This is a genomic window from Lentzea sp. NPDC059081 (assembly GCF_042738015.1).
Classification (GTDB): Bacteria; Actinomycetota; Actinomycetes; order Mycobacteriales; family Pseudonocardiaceae; genus Lentzea.
Window position 1 is genome coordinate 16383 of the sequence record NZ_JBHYGW010000025.1, and the last position, 16264, is coordinate 32646.

The 16264-nt window shown below is 69.5% G+C and carries 10 protein-coding genes; 7 read left to right on the forward strand and 3 right to left on the reverse strand.

The annotated features are described in order from the left end of the window. Window positions 1-134 precede the first annotated feature (134 nt). Together ACFWV3_RS35975 and ACFWV3_RS35980 are read right to left on the reverse strand one after the other, a co-directional pair. Window positions 135-1940: a trypsin-like serine protease gene (locus tag ACFWV3_RS35975; protein WP_382418159.1), complete on the reverse strand. Its 1806-nt coding sequence runs from the start codon at window positions 1938-1940 to the stop codon at window positions 135-137. A 135-nt stretch (window positions 1941-2075) separates the two neighbouring features. Then, window positions 2076-3596 carry a glycosyltransferase family 39 protein gene (locus ACFWV3_RS35980; RefSeq protein ID WP_382418161.1) on the reverse strand — a complete coding sequence of 507 codons (1521 nt, stop codon included), beginning with the start codon at window positions 3594-3596 and terminating at the stop codon, window positions 2076-2078. 120 nt (window positions 3597-3716) lie between these two features. Here ACFWV3_RS35980 and ACFWV3_RS35985 point away from each other — a divergent pair, with 120 nt between their 5' ends. The 5 genes from ACFWV3_RS35985 to ACFWV3_RS36005 all read left to right on the forward strand — a co-directional run bounded on the left by ACFWV3_RS35985 (window position 3717) and on the right by ACFWV3_RS36005 (window position 9271). Next, on the forward strand, window positions 3717-4688 hold the full coding sequence (locus ACFWV3_RS35985; RefSeq protein WP_382418163.1) for a serine hydrolase domain-containing protein: 972 nt from the start codon (window positions 3717-3719) through the stop codon (window positions 4686-4688). Between the two features lie 21 nt (window positions 4689-4709). Further along, window positions 4710-5900 carry a DNA polymerase IV gene (gene dinB, locus ACFWV3_RS35990; protein WP_382418296.1) on the forward strand — a complete coding sequence of 397 codons (1191 nt, stop codon included), beginning with the start codon at window positions 4710-4712 and terminating at the stop codon, window positions 5898-5900. Window positions 5901-5978: 78 nt separating this feature from the next. Beyond that, window positions 5979-7637, forward strand: a complete 1659-nt coding sequence (locus ACFWV3_RS35995) for a discoidin domain-containing protein (protein ID WP_382418165.1) — start codon at window positions 5979-5981, stop codon at window positions 7635-7637. A gap of 78 nt (window positions 7638-7715) precedes the next feature. After that, window positions 7716-8795: a dihydrodipicolinate reductase gene (locus tag ACFWV3_RS36000; protein WP_382418167.1), complete on the forward strand. Its 1080-nt coding sequence runs from the start codon at window positions 7716-7718 to the stop codon at window positions 8793-8795. Next, on the forward strand, window positions 8792-9271 hold the full coding sequence (locus ACFWV3_RS36005; protein ID WP_382418169.1) for a carboxymuconolactone decarboxylase family protein: 480 nt from the start codon (window positions 8792-8794) through the stop codon (window positions 9269-9271). The genes ACFWV3_RS36000 and ACFWV3_RS36005 overlap by 4 nt, the downstream gene beginning before the upstream one ends. Window positions 9272-9273: 2 nt before the next feature. Here ACFWV3_RS36005 and ACFWV3_RS36010 read toward each other — a convergent pair whose 3' ends face one another. Continuing rightward, on the reverse strand, window positions 9274-10899 hold the full coding sequence (locus ACFWV3_RS36010; RefSeq protein WP_382418171.1) for a GMC oxidoreductase: 1626 nt from the start codon (window positions 10897-10899) through the stop codon (window positions 9274-9276). 192 nt (window positions 10900-11091) lie between these two features. Between ACFWV3_RS36010 and ACFWV3_RS36015 the strand changes: the two genes are divergently transcribed. After that, window positions 11092-12990: an FAD-dependent oxidoreductase gene (locus tag ACFWV3_RS36015; protein WP_382418173.1), complete on the forward strand. Its 1899-nt coding sequence runs from the start codon at window positions 11092-11094 to the stop codon at window positions 12988-12990. A gap of 194 nt (window positions 12991-13184) precedes the next feature. Further along, a complete protein-coding gene (locus tag ACFWV3_RS36020; protein WP_382418175.1) occupies window positions 13185-16211 on the forward strand; it encodes a TIM-barrel domain-containing protein in 3027 nt (1008 codons plus the stop codon). Window positions 16212-16264: the final 53 nt, after the last annotated feature.

Here is a 16264-nt window from a genome sequence, read left to right on the forward strand (position 1 = left end):
AACCTCCGGGTGAGGGGCTTCTACACCTATGCCGTCGGCACCGTCGACACTTGGGCTCTCACGTTCGGACAGGGGGAACAGAGAGGGGGGGTGTGTTCGCTTCCGCGGCCACACCCCACTTTTCGCGTCGGGTCCTAGCGGGTGACGGTCAGGGTGAACGTCGTCGTGCCGGTCTTCCCGTCGGACGAGGTGGCCTTGACGGTGATCGGGTAGGTGCCGGGCGGGGTCGAGAAGTTCGTGAAGACCCAGACGTTGCTGCTGCCGTTCTGGCCGATCGTGGCCGGGTTGAACGAGAGCTGCGCGCCGGTCGGCACCCCGGACGCGGTCAGCGTCAGGTTCCCGGTGCCACCACTGGCCTTCACGACGGTCTGGCCGAGCAGGCCCTGCCGGACCGTGGTGGAGGACGGCGTCGCGGTCACGGTGACGTCACCGGTCGGCGGCTCGGTGCCTTCGACGGTGAGCGAAACCGTTGTGGTGGCGGTCTTCCCGCCCGCATCCGTCCCGGTGACCGTGATGGTGGAGGTGCCGGCGGTGGCGGTGGTGGAGACGTCAAGCGTGAGCTTGGCCGCGCTGCCCGCACCGATCGAGGTGGGCTGGAACGTCGCCTTCACGCCGCTGGGGACGTTCGACGCGCTGAGGTTGATCGTCTGACCGCCACCGGTGGAGTTGACTGTCGTCGAGACGTACTTCCCCTTGGCCGCCTTCACACTGCTCGGCGAGGCGGAGAGGGTGAAGTCGCCGGGCTGCGGGTCTCCCCCGCCCGTGACGGTCAGCGAGTACTTGCCGGACGCGGTCTTGCCGCTGGACGTCGTGCCGGTGACGGTGACCTCGTAGGTGCCGTTCGGCGCCGACGTGCTCGCGTCGAACGTGATCTTGGCCGAGCTGCCGGTGGTCACCGACGTCGGCTGGAAGACCGCCTTCACACCGCTGGGCAGACCGGACGCCGAGAGCGTGGCGTTCTCCGCGCCACCGGATCCGGCCGTGGTGGTGATGCCGGCGGAGAGCGTCTTGCCGGCCGCGACCGAGCCGCTGGACGGCGCGACGGTCAGCCCGAAGTCACCCACCGGTGGCTGCTCTCCGACCTCGGTCTTGACCCAGTCGCCCATCTCGTTGTCGAGGCGGCCGTAGATCGAGTACCACTTGAAGTCCGAGCGGCTCCACGACGCGACGCCGTAGACCTTGCCGTCGAAGATCAGCGGGCCGCCGCTGTCGCCGGGCAGGATCGTCGTGCGGCCGTCGGAGTAGCCGGCGCAGATCATGGTCGCCGACTTGAAGCCCGCGCCGACGCCCTGGCAGACGCTGTCGCCGTTGACGACCGGCAGGCTCGCCTTGTCGAGCGTGACGTCCTGCGAGGTGTCGTTGAAGTCCTTCTTTCCGTAGCCGAAGCCGAGCCCGGTCTTGCCCGGCGCCGCACCACCCGCGTCGGCGGAGGTCGCGAACTTCGGGTACGCGGCACCGCCCTTCAAAGCGATGTCCCGGTCCACCGTCACGACGGCGACGTCGAAGCCCTGGTCGAAGTTGACGTACTTCGGGTGCTTCTTGTAGCTGACGACGTTGACGGCGAACCCGGACCCGTCGCCGTTGTTGTAGTCCTTGAGGTCGTCGAGCCCGTAGACGAACTTCTTCTCCCCCTCGGCGTCCGCGCAGTGCGCGGCGATGAGGATCTTGCGCGGCGCGACGACCGTGCCGGTGCAGGTCTGCCCCTGCGGCCGGGAGCCCCCGGCGCGGATGCCCGCGACGATGCCGGGGAACTCGCTCACGGTGGCGTTCTGCCCGCCGGCGAAGAAGGGCGAGGCGTCACCGAGGTTCGCGGGGACGGTGTCCCCCAGGTAGTTCGCGGCAGGGGCGTTCTTCTGCGGTGCGGCGTCCGCGACGCCGAGCGGCGTCAACACCGTGGCCGCGACCAGGGCCAGCAGGCCCCAGGAACGTGTTCTGGTCACGTTGGGTTCCTCTCCGGATCTCGGAACGGCCCCCTCAGGGCAGGGAATGGCGGCCGTTCGCTGCGGATCACTTTCGGAGGAGGGCAGGAGAGGAACAATCAGGGACGGCATCCGTAGGGGTACGGAACTTTCTCGTCAGTTCCTGCGGAAGATCGTGATGCTGTGGCCGACGACGTCGATCGGCGTGCTGGTGTCGAGCAGTTCCTGGAGCCTGCCGTCGGCCTTCGCGATAGCGGTGTCCGACACGACGAGCAGCCCGTGCACTTGGTCCACCGGGGTCTTCCGGGGGTCCTCCGCGTGGATCCCGTAGTACTCCGGCACTCCCGCGCCCTTGTAGACGAGCCAGAGCCGTTCGCCGGAGTAGCGCTGCAGCCGCTCGGCGAGCCGGCCCAAGTCCTGGCCCCAGTCGACGTTCGAGTCGTGCAGGTGCATGTGCGTCTTGGACGGGCCGCCGAACAGCTCGTTGGAGTACGGCAGGTAGTACGGGAACGTCCACAGCGAACTCGCGGCGACGAGCGCGACCGCCGGGGTGGCCCAGCGGCGGTCCACGACGAACGCCGCCGCGACCGCCAGGAACATCGGCACGAAGATCGCGTACCGCACGCCGAGGTCGCGGTGGCCGGTCATCGCGGCGGCGAGCAGCACCCCGGCGGGCAACAGCACGTACAACGCCTGCGGGCGCCGGATGATCGCCGCGGTTCCCGCCGCCCACAGCAGGAGCGCACCGAGCGGCGTCTTCACGAGCAGCGCGGCCGGCAGGTAGTACCAGTGCGACCCCTCGTAGTGCACGCCGAACAGGTAGCCGCCCCACACCCGGTCCTCGAACCCGAACTGCAGCCGGACTCCTTCGAGGTACGGCCCCGGGAACGCCTGGGACGGGTCGACGGCGGCGTACGACGCCCACACCACGGACACCGCGATCAACGCCGTCACGGCGACGGGCTTGATGCGCCCGCGGGCGTGCCAGGCCAGGAACAGCAGCACTGGCACCACCGCGAGGGTGTTCATCTTGGTCGCGAGCGCCGCGCCCACCGCGAGGCCGGCGAGTGGCAGGTAGCGGGCGTTCTCCCTGGCACGCCACAACAACCAGGCCGACGTCAGCACGAACCCCGCCGCCGGCACGTCGAGCGTGGCCAGCGAGCCGTGCGCGATGAGGTCCGGGGAGAACGCGTACAGGGCCAGCGCGAGGACACCGCCGACGTTGCCGGTGAGGTCGCGGGCGAACAGCAGCACCACGATCCCGAACAGCAGCGTGAGCACGATGATAGGCAGCCTGGCCAGCAGGAGCAGGTGCTGCGCGTCGATGCCGGACTCGTAGAGGAGGTGCCGGCCGAACTCGGTCTGGTCGCCCTGGAACCCCCGGTCGACGTGGACGTCCGCGAACGCGAGCCCGGCCGCCATGACCAGCTTGCCCAGCGGTGGGTGCTCGAGGTTGTAGCGCAGGCTGTGGTCCTCGACGTAGACCGTCGCCGCGCCGATGTAGACGGGCTCGTCGATCGTCGGGGTCTGCTGGACGGCCGTGGTGACCATCGCGATCGCCATCTGGACCAGCAGCACCGCCGCCACCAGCGCGAACAGCCAGCCGCGCCGTGACTTCGCCGGTGTCCGAAGGACCTCGGCGACGGGTCCGGGCGGCGTGGTGGTGGCGAGCAGCACCCGTTCAGTCCTCTCTCGTGGTCCAGGTACTCCCGGAAACGGGATGCCCGCGCGTTTGGTTGTCAAGCATTCGCGGAAACTCGGTCGTGATCACCGTCATCCGGGGTCTAACCTGCGCGGATGCCGTGGAAGGACATCGAGCGGATCGCGCGGGAGACCGGCTTCTCCGGCGTGGTCCAGGTCGACCGCGGCGACGAGACCGAGTTCGCGCAGGCCTACGGGTTCGCGAACCGCGCCTACCGGGTGCCGAACACGCTCGACACCCGGTTCGGCATCGCCAGCGGCGGCAAGGGGTTCACCGCCCTGACCGTGCTCTCGCTCGTCCGGGACGGCGCGCTGGGCCTCGGCACGACCGCCCGTGAGCTCCTCGGCGACGACCTGCCGTTGATCGCCGCCGACGTGACGGTCGAACACCTGCTCACCCACACGTCCGGCATCGGCGACTACCTCGACGAGGAAGCCGAGATGGACGTCAACGACTACCTGATCGGCGCCGCACACGTGCTCACGACGACCGAGGCGTTCCTGCCGCTGCTCGACGGGCGTCCCGCGAAGTTCCCGCCGGGCGACCGGTTCGGCTACTGCAACAGCGGCTTCGTCGTCCTGGCCCTGCTGGCGGAACGGGCTTCGGGAGCGGGGTACCACGACCTCGTCCGCGACCGGGTGCTGGAGCCGTTCGGCCTGACCAGGACCGGCTTCCTGCGCTCAGACGAGCTGCCGGGCGACGCGGCCGTGGGCTACCTCGACGGGTGCGACCGGTCCAACGTCTTCCACCTGCCCGTGCTGGCGAGCGGTGACGGCGGCATCCACACCACAGCCGGGGACATGACGAAGTTCTGGCGGGCGTTGTTCGCGACCGACCTCGCCGACGAGGTGCGCAGGCCGCGCCACGACGTGCCCGAGGAGTCGCTGCGGTACGGGCTCGGGTTCTGGCTGCACGCGACGAGCGATGTCGTGATCCTGGTCGGGTACGACGCCGGGGCGTCCTTCAAGTCGACTTACGACCCGAACACCGGCACCACGACGACGGTGCTGTCCAACACCGCGCCCGGTGCGTGGCCGATCGCTCGTGCCCTAACAACACTGTTCTGAACAGGTGACGGATGCGAACATCTGTTCGTGAGCACTCCGATCCTGCACGCCGACCTGGACGCGTTCTACGCGTCGGTCGAGCAGCGGGACGACCCGAGCCTGCGCGGCCGGCCGGTGATCGTCGGCGGCGGGGTGGTGCTGGCGGCGAGCTACGAGGCCAAGGCGTTCGGGGTGCGCACGGCGATGGGCGGCCGCAGGGCGAAGCAGCTGTGCCCGCACGCGATCGTCGTGCCACCGCGGATGTCGGCCTACTCGGCGGCGAGCAAGGCGGTGTTCGAGGTCTTCCGCGACACGACTCCGCTGGTCGAGGGCCTGTCGATCGACGAGGCGTTCCTCGACGTCGGCGGACTGCGCCGGATCGCGGGACCGCCGGAGGTCATCGCCGCACGGCTGCGGGCACGCGTGCTCGCCGAGGTCGGGTTGCCGATCACGGTCGGGGTGGCGCGGACGAAGTTCCTCGCCAAGGTCGCGAGCGGCGTCGCGAAGCCGGACGGGCTGCTGGTCGTGCCGGCCGACGGCGAGCTCGACTTCCTGCACCCGCTGCCGGTCGAACGGCTGTGGGGCGTCGGCGAGGTGACCGCGGCCAAGCTGCACGCCCTCGGCATCCGGACCGTCGGCGAGGTGGCGGCACTGGACGAGAGCGGCCTGGTCTCGCTCATCGGCCGGGCGGCGGGCCGGCACCTGCACGCGTTGGCGCACAACCACGACCCGCGTCCGGTCCAAACAGGACGGCGGCGGCGCTCGATCGGTTCGCAACGCGCGTTGGGCCGCCGTGAGCGAACCCGCGACGACCTCGAAGCCGTCCTCGCGTCGCTGGTCGACGGCATCACCCGACGGCTCCGCACCGGCCACCGCGCGTGCCGGACGGTGGTGCTGCGCCTGCGGTTCGCCGACTTCACCCGCGTGACGCGCTCGCTGACCGTCGCCGGCCCGACCGCCGAGACCGAGGTGCTGCTCGGGGCGGCCCGGACGCTGCTGGACGCCGCGATGCCGTTGATCCGAGACCGGGGCATCACACTGCTGGGCGTCTCGCTCACCAACCTGCAGGACGACACGCCGATGCAGCTCGCGTTGCCGTTCGAGGAGGCGAAGCCCGCCGCGCTCGACGCCGCCCTGGACCACGTGCGGCACCGGTTCGGCAGCGCGTCGGTGACGCGGGCGGCGTCCCTCGGCCGTGATCCGGGGATCTCAGTGCCGCTCCTCCCGGATTAGTTCCGGTCCGTCAAAATATTGCGTGATGTTGTCGACATCTTGCACTCTGGAGTCGCTTCGCCGACAAAGGAGTTCGCGATGACCCTGTCTCGCCGCACCCTGCTCAGCTCCGCCGTGGCCGTTCCCGCCCTGGGCCTCCTGCCGGCCGCGGCACGCGCGGCCAGTCCGCCCGGCGACGTCGTCGGCAAGATCACCGTCGGGTACCAGGGCTGGTTCGCCTGCCGCGGTGACAGCTCGCCGATCGACGGCTGGTGGCACTGGAACAACGACTGGAGCAGGCCGCCCGCGCCGCCGACCAGCTCGATCGTCGCCTGGCCCGACGTCCGCGACTACGCCCGCACCTACCAGACCGCGTTCGCCGCCCTCGGCGACGGCCGGCCGGCGACCCTGTTCTCGAACTACGACCGGCAGACCGTCGACGTGCACTTCCAGTGGATGCGCGACAACAACATCGACACGGCGGCGTTGCAGCGCTTCAACCCGACCGGTGGCGAGGGCCCGATCCGCGACGCGGTGACCGCGCACGTCCGCGGCGCCGCCGAGGCGGCCGGGCGGAAGTTCTACATCATGTACGACGTCACGAACTGGACGGCCATGCAGTCGGAGATCAAGACCGACTGGCTGACCAAGATGTCCGCGTACACCTCGTCGTCCGCCTACGCCCGGCAGAACGGCAAGCCCGTCGTCTGCATCTGGGGCTTCGGGTTCAACGATCCCGGCAGGCCCTTCTCCCCCGACGCGTGCCAGGACGTCGTGAACTGGTTCAAGGCGCGCGGCTGCTACGTGATCGGCGGCGTCCCGACGCACTGGCGGCTCGAGATCGAGGACTCGCGGCAGGGGTTCGGCGGCGTCTACCGGTCGTTCGACATGCTCTCGCCGTGGATGGTCGGCCGGATCGGCACCCCGGCGGACACGGATCGCTTCCACACCAACGTGAACTCACCGGACCAGGCCGAGTGCAACGCGCGCGGGATCGACTACCAGCCGTGCGTGCTGCCGGGCGACGTCGGCTCACGTCAGCGGCTGCACGGCGACTTCATGTGGCGGCAGTTCTACAACATGGTCCGCCTGGGCGCGCAGGGCATCTACATCTCGATGTTCGACGAGTTCAACGAGGGCAACCAGATCTGCAAGACCGCCGAGACGCAGGCCGACGTGCCGGTCGGCTCGGGCTACCTGGCGCTGGACGAGGACGGCACCCGGTGCTCGGCGGACTACTACATGCGGCTCACGGGCGACGGCGGCCGGATGCTGAAGGGCCAGATCGCGCTGACCGCGGTGCGGCCGACCCAGCCGTGGGTCGGCGCGCCCCCGGACCCCGGCGCCGACCTGGCCGCTGGACGTGCCACGACCCAGAGCTCGCAGACCCAGAACTACGGCAGCGGCAACGTCGTCGACGGTGACCCGAACTCCTATTGGGAGAGTGCGAACAACGCGTTCCCGCAGTGGGTCCAGGTCGACCTCGGCGCCTCGGCCGCCCTGCGGCGCGCGGTGCTCACGCTCCCGCCGAACCCCGCCTGGGGTCGCCGGACCCAGACGCTGGCGGTCCAGGGCAGCACCGACGGCCAGTCGTTCGGCACGCTCGTGGGGTCGGCCGGGTACGTGTTCGACCCGGCGACCGGCAACTCGGCGACCATCACGCTGCCCGGCACCCCGGTGCGCTACCTGCGGCTTTCGTTCAGCGGCAACACGGGCTGGCCGGCGGCGCAGCTGTCAGGCCTGCGCCTCCACGCCTGAGAGTTCGCGCCGCCGCGGAGCCGCAGCGAAAGACACACCCCCTTGTGAACTGAAACGTGTTCTAGTTACCCTACCTGCATGATCGCCACAGTGGTGTGGGGCACCGGAAACGTCGGCCGTTCCGCGATTCGCGCCGTCGAGGCCCATCCGGGACTGAAGCTGACGGGCGTGGTCGTGCACAACCCGGACAAGGCGGGCCGGGACGCGGGTGATCTCGCAGGGCTGGACCACGAGCTCGGGATCGCGGCCACCACCGACATCGACGCGGTGCTGGCCGCGAGTCCGCGCGCCGTCGTCTACGCCGCGTCCGGCGACATCCGGCCGGACGACGCCCTCGCCGACATCACCAAGGCGATCCGAGCGGGCGCGATCGTCGTCACGCCGTCGCTGTACGCGCTCTACGACCACCGCAGCGCGCCACCGGAGTTGCGAGAACCTGTTCTAGAAGCGATCAAAGCCGGTGGCGGGTCGCTGTTCGTCTCGGGCGTCGACCCCGGCTGGGGCAACGACGTGCTGCCGTTGATGGTCAGCGGGCTCGGGCACACCATCGACGCCGTGCGCTGCCAGGAGATCTTCGACTACTCGACCTACGACCAGCCCGACGCGGTGCGGTGGCTGATCGGGTTCGGGCAGCCGCTCGACTACCAGGCGCCGATGCTGATGGCGACCGTGCCGACGATGGTGTGGGGCGGGCAGATCCGGCTGATGGCACGGGCGCTCGGCGTGGAGGTCGAGGAGATCCGCGAGACCGTCGACCGGCGCGCGCTCGACGAGACCGTGACGACCAGGACCATGGGCGAGTTCGAGGCGGGCACGCAGGGCGCGATCCGGTTCGAGGTGCAGGGCATCGTCGGCGGTGAGCCGCTCATCGTCATCGAGCACGTCACGCGCATCCACGCCTCGTGCGCCACGGACTGGCCGATGCCGCCGTCCGGCGACGGCGCGCACAAGGTGATCATCGAGGGACAGCCGCGGATCGAGGTGTCGGTCGAGGCCGTGGACGAGGGCGAGAACCGGTCCGCCGGCGGCAACGCGACCGCGGTGGGACGCATCGTCAACGCCATCGACTGGCTCGCCGCGGCCGAGCCCGGCCTGTACGACGCGCTGGACGTGCCCCTGCGGCCCGTCGCGGGGAAGCTCGGGAGGAGCAAGGGATGAACATCGACATCCCCGAGGGCAAGGACCCCATCGGCTACGTCTGGGGCGAGATGGTGCCGGGGATCGGCGTCTCCGCCGCGAACCTCTCGCTCGCGGTGTACCAGCACACCACGCTGGGGCTGCGCGAGTTCGAGGCGGCGCGGCTGCGGATCGCGCAGATCAACGGCTGCATGTTCTGCCTGGACTTCCGCACCGAACGGGACGGCGAGAAGGTCGAGGAGGAGTTCCTCGACGCGGTGACCCAGTGGCGCACCACCGACGCGTTCGACGACCGCGCGCGGCTGGCCGCGGAGTACGCCGAGCGGTACGCCCTGGACCACCACGGTCTGGACGAGGAGTTCTGGTCGCGCATGACCCGGCACTACAGCCAGACCGAGGTCGTGGAGCTGACGATGAGCATCGGGGCCTGGCTCGTGTTCGGCAGGTTGAACCGGGTGTTCGGCCTCGACGCGATGTGCGTGCTGCCGAAGATCTGAGCTCAGAAGTCGGTCGCGATGATCTTCGCGATGTTCCGCTCGGCCAGCGCGGTGATCGTGACGAACGGGTTCACCACCGTGCTGCCGGGGATCAGCGACCCGTCCACGACGTACAGACCGTTGTACCCCTGGAGACGACCGTAGTTGTCGGTGGCCTTGCCGAGGATCGCGCCACCGAGCGGGTGGTACGTCAGGTGGTCGCCCCAGATCTTGTAGACGCCGAACAGGTCGGTCCGGTAGATCGTCCCCTCCTTCGAGTTGATCTTGTCGAAGATGCTCTTGGCGGCGTTGATCGAGACTTCCTTCCACGCGGTCTGCCAGTTGAGGTCGACCTTGCTCGTCGACGGGTTCCAGGAGAACTGCGCGCGGTTCGGCGTCCTGGTGATCGACAGGTAGAACGACGCGTAGGTCTCGATCCCGGTCGGCAACGGCGCGACCTCGGCGAACGCGCCGCCCGCCGCCCAGTTGTCGATGCCCAGCGTGGGGATGGACGACTGGAGGCTGCCGGTCGGGTCCCACAGGTGGTTGGCGCGGCCGCACATGACGTTGCCGTTGTCGCCCCAGCCCTTGCCGACCTCGCCGTTGAGGTTCGGCAGCGCGCCCGTGGCCTTCAGCTTCACCAGGAGCTTGCTGGTGCCGACGCTGCCGGCCGCGAAGAACACCTTCGCCGCCGTCACCTGCTTGGTGGCGATGACGTCACCGGTGGTGTTGAGCTGCTCGATGGTGACGAGGTACCCGCCGGACGTGGGCGCGACCGAGGCGACCCGGTGCAGCGGTGAGATCGTGACGCGGCCGGTCGCCCTGATCTTCGGGAGGTACGTCTTCTGCAGGGACTTCTTGCCGTAGTTGTTGCCGTAGAGGATCTCCCCCGCCAGCGCCGACTTCGTGGCGGTGCCCGCGGCCTCCTGCTCCATGTAGTTCCAGTCGTACACGGTCGGCACGAACACGTACGGGAAGTTCGACCGCTGGGCGTGCTTCCGGCCGACCCTCGCGTACTGGTAGGCGTCGGTGCTCTCGAACCACGCCGACCGGACCAGGCTGGCGCCGAGCTCGGCGTTGGCGCGCGGGTAGTAGGTGTCGTACATCTCGTCGGCGTTGACCGTGGGCAGGATCTCGCCGAAGTTCTCGCGCTTGGGCGTGACCGCCATGCCGCCGTTGACGAGCGAGCCGCCACCGACACCGCGGCCCTGGTAGACGATGATGCCGGCGAACTCCTCCGCGTCGAGGATGCCGGTGTACTTCGGAATGGCCTTGTCGATCGGGAAGCCCAGGAAGTTGCTGAGCGGCTGTTTGGTCTTGGTGCGCAGCCAGAACGACCGCTGGTCCGGTGTGGTCGTGTTGGCGAAGATCTTGCCGTCGGAGCCCGGGGTGTCCCAGGCCATGCCCATCTCGACCATCTGCACGTCGATGCCCGCCTGGGCGAGCCGCAGGGCCGTGACGCATCCGCCGTACCCGGTGCCGATGACCAGCGCGGGAACGACCGCCGCGTCGGCGATCGAAGTGGACGCTCGGGCGACCGGAGTGGCGCCACCGAGGGCGACGGCTCCAAGAATAGAACCTGTTCCAGCAAGAAAGGTGCGACGGGAGGGACCGGGCAAACCGTTGTCACACGACGTTGTGTGCTTCATTGTGATCTTCCTCACTGTGGGCGCATGAGAACAAGTTATACCTGCGCCGACAGGTCAAGTCACTACCTGGTCGTCCCGGTTCATTCGGGGAGCGCAGCGCGGGTGGCCGGTGTGCGGGACAACCCGGACGGCCCAGCGGGAGCACACGATCCGGGAATGTCCGGACACGCCCGGCCGCCCCACAATCGAGCGATGCCGGTGGTATCTGACAGCGAGGGCGCCAGACCGGGCGTCCTGGTCGTGGGCGCGGGGATCGCGGGACTGGCCGCGGCACGCGCGTTGCGCGGCCGGGGCCATCCCGTCACGGTCCTGGAGGCGCGGGACCGGGTCGGCGGGCGGATCTGGACCGACGAGCACGGCGTCGACCTGGGCGCGCACTGGATCCACGGCACGGACGGCAACCCCGTCACCGAACTGGTGGAGGAGCTGGGCATCCCGTACAGCTACGTGGGCGGGGACAGCGCGTACACCGGCGGTTTCGACAGCCTGGACCTGTTCGGCGCCGACGGCAGGGCGATGGGCCACCGCCACAAGACCCGCACGCTCGAACTGGCCGACGAGGTGCTGCACGAGCTCGAACGACGCGCCGCCGCGGCGCGTCACGACGAGCTGCCCGACGTGCCGCTGGGCTCGGCGCTGAACCGGATCCTCGCCGAGCGCGGTCTGTCCCCCGAGGACGAGCAGGCCGTGCGCTACCACCTGAACGTGATCCTGCGCGAGGACGCGGCGGAGGACCCGGACAAGCTGTCGTTGCAGCACTGGGAGGAGGGCTACCTCGTCTACGGCTACGGCGACAGCACCCTGCACCAGGGCTACCAGTCCGTTGTGGACGCCCTCGCCGACGGCCTGGACGTCCGGCTGGGACACGTCGTCTCGCGGATCGAGCCCGGACGAGTGACGACGTCGCACGGCGTGTTCGAGGCGGACAAGGTGCTCGTGACCGTGCCGCTCGGCGTGTTGAAGGCCGGCGCCGTGGAGTTCGTGCCACCGCTGCCGGACGCGAAGCGGTCGGCGATCGAGCGGCTGGGTTTCGGCACGCTGAACAAGATCGCCCTGCACTACGACGACCCGTTCTGGCCGCGGGAGCAGTACGTGTTCGGCTACCTGTGCCGCGACACCGACCGCCACCCGACCGTCGTGATCAGCATGTGGAAGTCGCACGGCAAGCCGATACTGGTGATGCTGCTCGGCGCGTCCCTCGGCCGCTCGGCCGAGACGTGGTCCGCGGACGAGGTCTCGGCGTACGCCCAGTCCGTCGTGCGCGACATCTTCGGCGCGGACGCGCCCGCACCCTCGGCCGTGTCCCGCACCGCGTGGTCCAGCGACCCGTACGCGTTTGGTTCCTACACCAGCATCGGCGTCGGTTCGTCCTCCCAGGACATCGCCACCCTCGCCGAGCCCGTCGGCGACGCGCTGTTCTTCGCCGGCGAGGGCACGAACCCGTACCACTGGGGCTGCGTGCACAGTGCCTACGAGTCCGGACTGCGGGAAGCCGCGCGGATCAGCGGCGACTCGTCGCTCTACACGCCACCGAGCGCGGGCAAGTCCCGCCGCCAGTCGCGCAACACCGACCGGATGCTGCGGTTCGTGCGGATGAGGATGAACCACCTCACCGACGACGACCTGGCCTCACGGGTGGCGTGCCTGAGGTCGAGCGCGGACCCGCACGGCGTGCGCCTGTTCGGCGCGTTGCTCGACTCCGAGCTGGAGACGCTCGCGTCGATGTTCGACGAGATCCCCTACACAGCAGGAGATCAGCTGTTCCGCGAGGACGAGGCGGCACACGGCGTGCTCCTCGTCCGCAGCGGTGACGTGGAGGTCGACTTCGGAGGGATCTACGAACGCGCGGTGCTCGGCTCCGGCACGTTGCTCGGTCACTACGACATGTTCTTCAACGCCCGCACCACGTCCGTGACGGCGGTGGGTGAGGTCTCGGTGTTCTACCTCGACCACTACCGGTACCAGAGCTTCCTGTACGCCTTCCCCGAGGTGATGATGCTGATGCTGTCCGACCTGGTGACGCGGTGGGAGCAGCTGGAGACCGCGCTCGGGGCGGCGACCCTACCGGAAGCGAGGCGCGGGACCGCCTAGCGCGGGGGTGTCCACCGACGACAGTCCCCCGGTGGTCCGAAAAGCTTATTTGCACCATGCGCAACGCTCCTCCGTTCGACCGTCGCACCCATCGTCCGAGTGGTGTCTTGATCGCTCCACAACGTCAGGCCAAGGTGAAGGACGTTCAGGTACCTGAACACCTCGGAAGCCGAAGGCGTCAGACGAGGAGAACGATGCCAAGACGCGCGACAGTCATCCCCCTGCTGGCATTGCTGACCATGGGTCTTCCCGCCCCCGCGACCGCCCAGCCGAACGGCACGGTCGTCTCGGGGCAGGCCCGATTCCAGATCCTCTCCCCCACGCTCGTGAGAACGGAGTACGCCGGGGACACCCGGTTCGAGAACGCGGCGACGTTCAACGCCGTCAACCGGAACATCACGCCCCCGTCCTACAGCTCACGGGTGACCGACGGCTGGCTGGTCATCACCACCTCGGCGATGACCCTGCGGTACCGCGTGGGCTCCGGCCCGTTCCGCGCGGACAACCTCGAGCTCAAGGCCGGTGGCACGACCGCGTCCCCGTGGCGGCGGGTGGTCTGTGCGACCGGGCAGCTCTGCGAGGCCGAGGAGCAGGCGCGCGAGGGCATGCTCGTGCAGGCGGACCACCCCGGCCACACCGGCTCCGGGTTCGTCGCCGGGTTCCAGTACACCAACAACGGCGTCACGGCCACGGTGCGCGCGACCAGTGCGGGCAGGCACCGGGTCGTCGTGCGGTACGCCAACGGCCAGGGCGGCGACGGCAAGTACGAGAACCGCACGCTCAGCCTGAGCGTCGACGGTCAGTCGCCGAAGCAGGTCACGCTGGCCCGCGGGAACGACTGGAACGACTGGCGGACCGTGGAGACCGAGGTCGACCTGGCCGCCGGCGAACACCGCGTCGCGCTGACCAAGAACGCGGGCGACTCGGGCAACGTCAACGTTGACAGCCTGGCGTTGCTGACCGCGGGCCAGGCCTACCCGAGCGTCAGGGCGACCGACGAGTGCCGGTTCGGCACCACCTGCGAGGCCGAGAACGGCGTGGTCAGCGGCGCGGCGAAGGTCGCGGACGAGCACGCGGGCTACGCGGGCACCGGGTTCGTCGCCGAGCTCGTCGGCGGCACGAAGCTGGTCCAGCGCGTGACCAGCGTCCCGTCGGCCGGCACGTACCCCGTCGTCCTGCGCTTCGCCAACGGCACCGGTGGCGACGGCAAGCACGAGGCCAGGACCGTGCTGGTCAACGGCCAGTCGTACACCGTGCCCGCCACGGACAACTGGACGACGTGGGGCACCACGACGCTGCAGGTCCCGTTGCCCGCCGGGGCGTCCGACCTCACGGTCACGTGCCCGACGGCCGGCTGCCACGTCAACCTGGACACGATCGGGATCAACTCGTCGGCGCAGCACCTGGCGCTCGGCGGCTACCGGCGTTCGCTGGACGGCTACAACGGCGACAACGGCGGTCCCCGCCTCTACCCAGGCCTGCTCTACCGGGACGGCTGGTTCACCCTCGACGACACGCCCTCCGCGCTGCGCGACGGGACCCTGCGGGCGAACAAGGGCGCCCAGCCGTACCAGGACGGGTACGTGTTCGGCTACGGCCAGAACTACAAGACCGCGCTGGGCGACCTCGCCACGCTGACCGGCGGGCCGAAGCTGTTGCCGCGCTGGGCCTACGGCGTCTGGTACTCCGAGTACATCGACCGGACGGCCGCGGACTTCCGCGACCGGATCGTGCCCGCGTTCCGGCAGAACGGCGTGCCGCTCGACGTCCTCGTGGTGGACACGGACTTCAAGGCGCGCAACCTGTGGAACGGCTGGCAGATGGACCAGAACAAGTACCCCGACCCGCAGGGGTTCCTGGACTGGGCGCACGGCCAGGGCCTGCACACCACGCTCAACATCCACCCGAGCATCCAGGGCAACGACCCGGACTTCGCGAAGGCGCAGGCCACCGCCAAGGGCAAGCTCGCCAAGACGGGCACCCGCGACGGCGTGGACAACTACAGCTTCGACTGGGGCGACCCGGACCAGCTGCGCGCCTACGTGGAGCTGCACGGCAAGATGCCGACCGACTTCTGGTGGCTCGACTGGTGCTGTGACGCCTCCGGGTCGTCGCAGCGCGGTGTCACGCCGGACACGTGGATCAACGAGCAGTACGCGAAGATGGGCGCGTTCGCGTTCTCCCGCGGCTTCGGTTCGTTGCAGGCGGGCGGGTACAGCGGCGGCGGCGCGCTGCCGACGGGGCCGTGGGCGGAGAAGCGCACGACGCTGCACTTCACCGGCGACACCTCGTCGACGTGGGCCACGATGAAGGGCACCATCGCCTACACGTCCAACGAGGGCGTGTCGACGGGCATGTCGAACATCAGCCACGACATCGGCGGCCACAACGACACCACCGGCATCCGCGGGTCGGAGCAGTACCTCGACAACGGCCAGCTCCGCTGGACCACCAAGATGCCGGACGACATGTACGCGCGGTGGGTGCAGCTCGGCGTCTTCCAGCCGATCACGCGCCTGCACAGCAACCACAGCGACCGCCTGCCGTGGCAGTACGGCGCGGCCGCGAACGCGTCGGCGACGAAGTTCCTGAACCTGCGCGAACGCCTGGTGCCGTACATCTACTCGCTGGCGGAGCAGGCGAACAGCACCGGCGTGCCGATGGTGCGCCCGGCCTACCTGGAGTACCCGGGCAGCCCGGAGGCGTACTCCACTGTGGACAGCCAGTTCCTGCTCGGCCCGGACATGCTGGTCGCGCCCATCACCACGCCCGGTACCACCGGTTCCACGCGGGTCTGGTTCCCGCCCGGCACCTGGACCGACTACTTCACCGGGCAGGTCTACCAGGGCAACACCTGGGCGACCGTCAGCGCGGGGCTCGACACCATGCCGGTGTTCCTGCGCTCGGGCGGCGTCCTGGTGGAGCGGACCGACAACGTGACCAACGACGCCAAGAACAAGACCGAGGCGCTGACCGTGCACGTGACGGCCGGCGCGAAGGGCGAGTTCTCGCTCTACGAAGACGGCGGCCGCAAGCTCTCGTCCCGCACGCGCATCGTGCAGGACGGCGACAAGGTCACCATCCACCCGGCCAGGGGCTGGTTCCCCGGCAAGGTGTCCAAACGGGACTGGACGGTCGTGGTGCACAACGCCGACGGCACGACCAGGACCTTGAAGGCGCCGGGCAAGCCGGCGTTCCAGAAGGTGGTGGTCCGGGTCTAGCGCTCTGACGGGCGTGGGACAAGACGGTCTTGTCCCACGCCTGATTTCCCTGC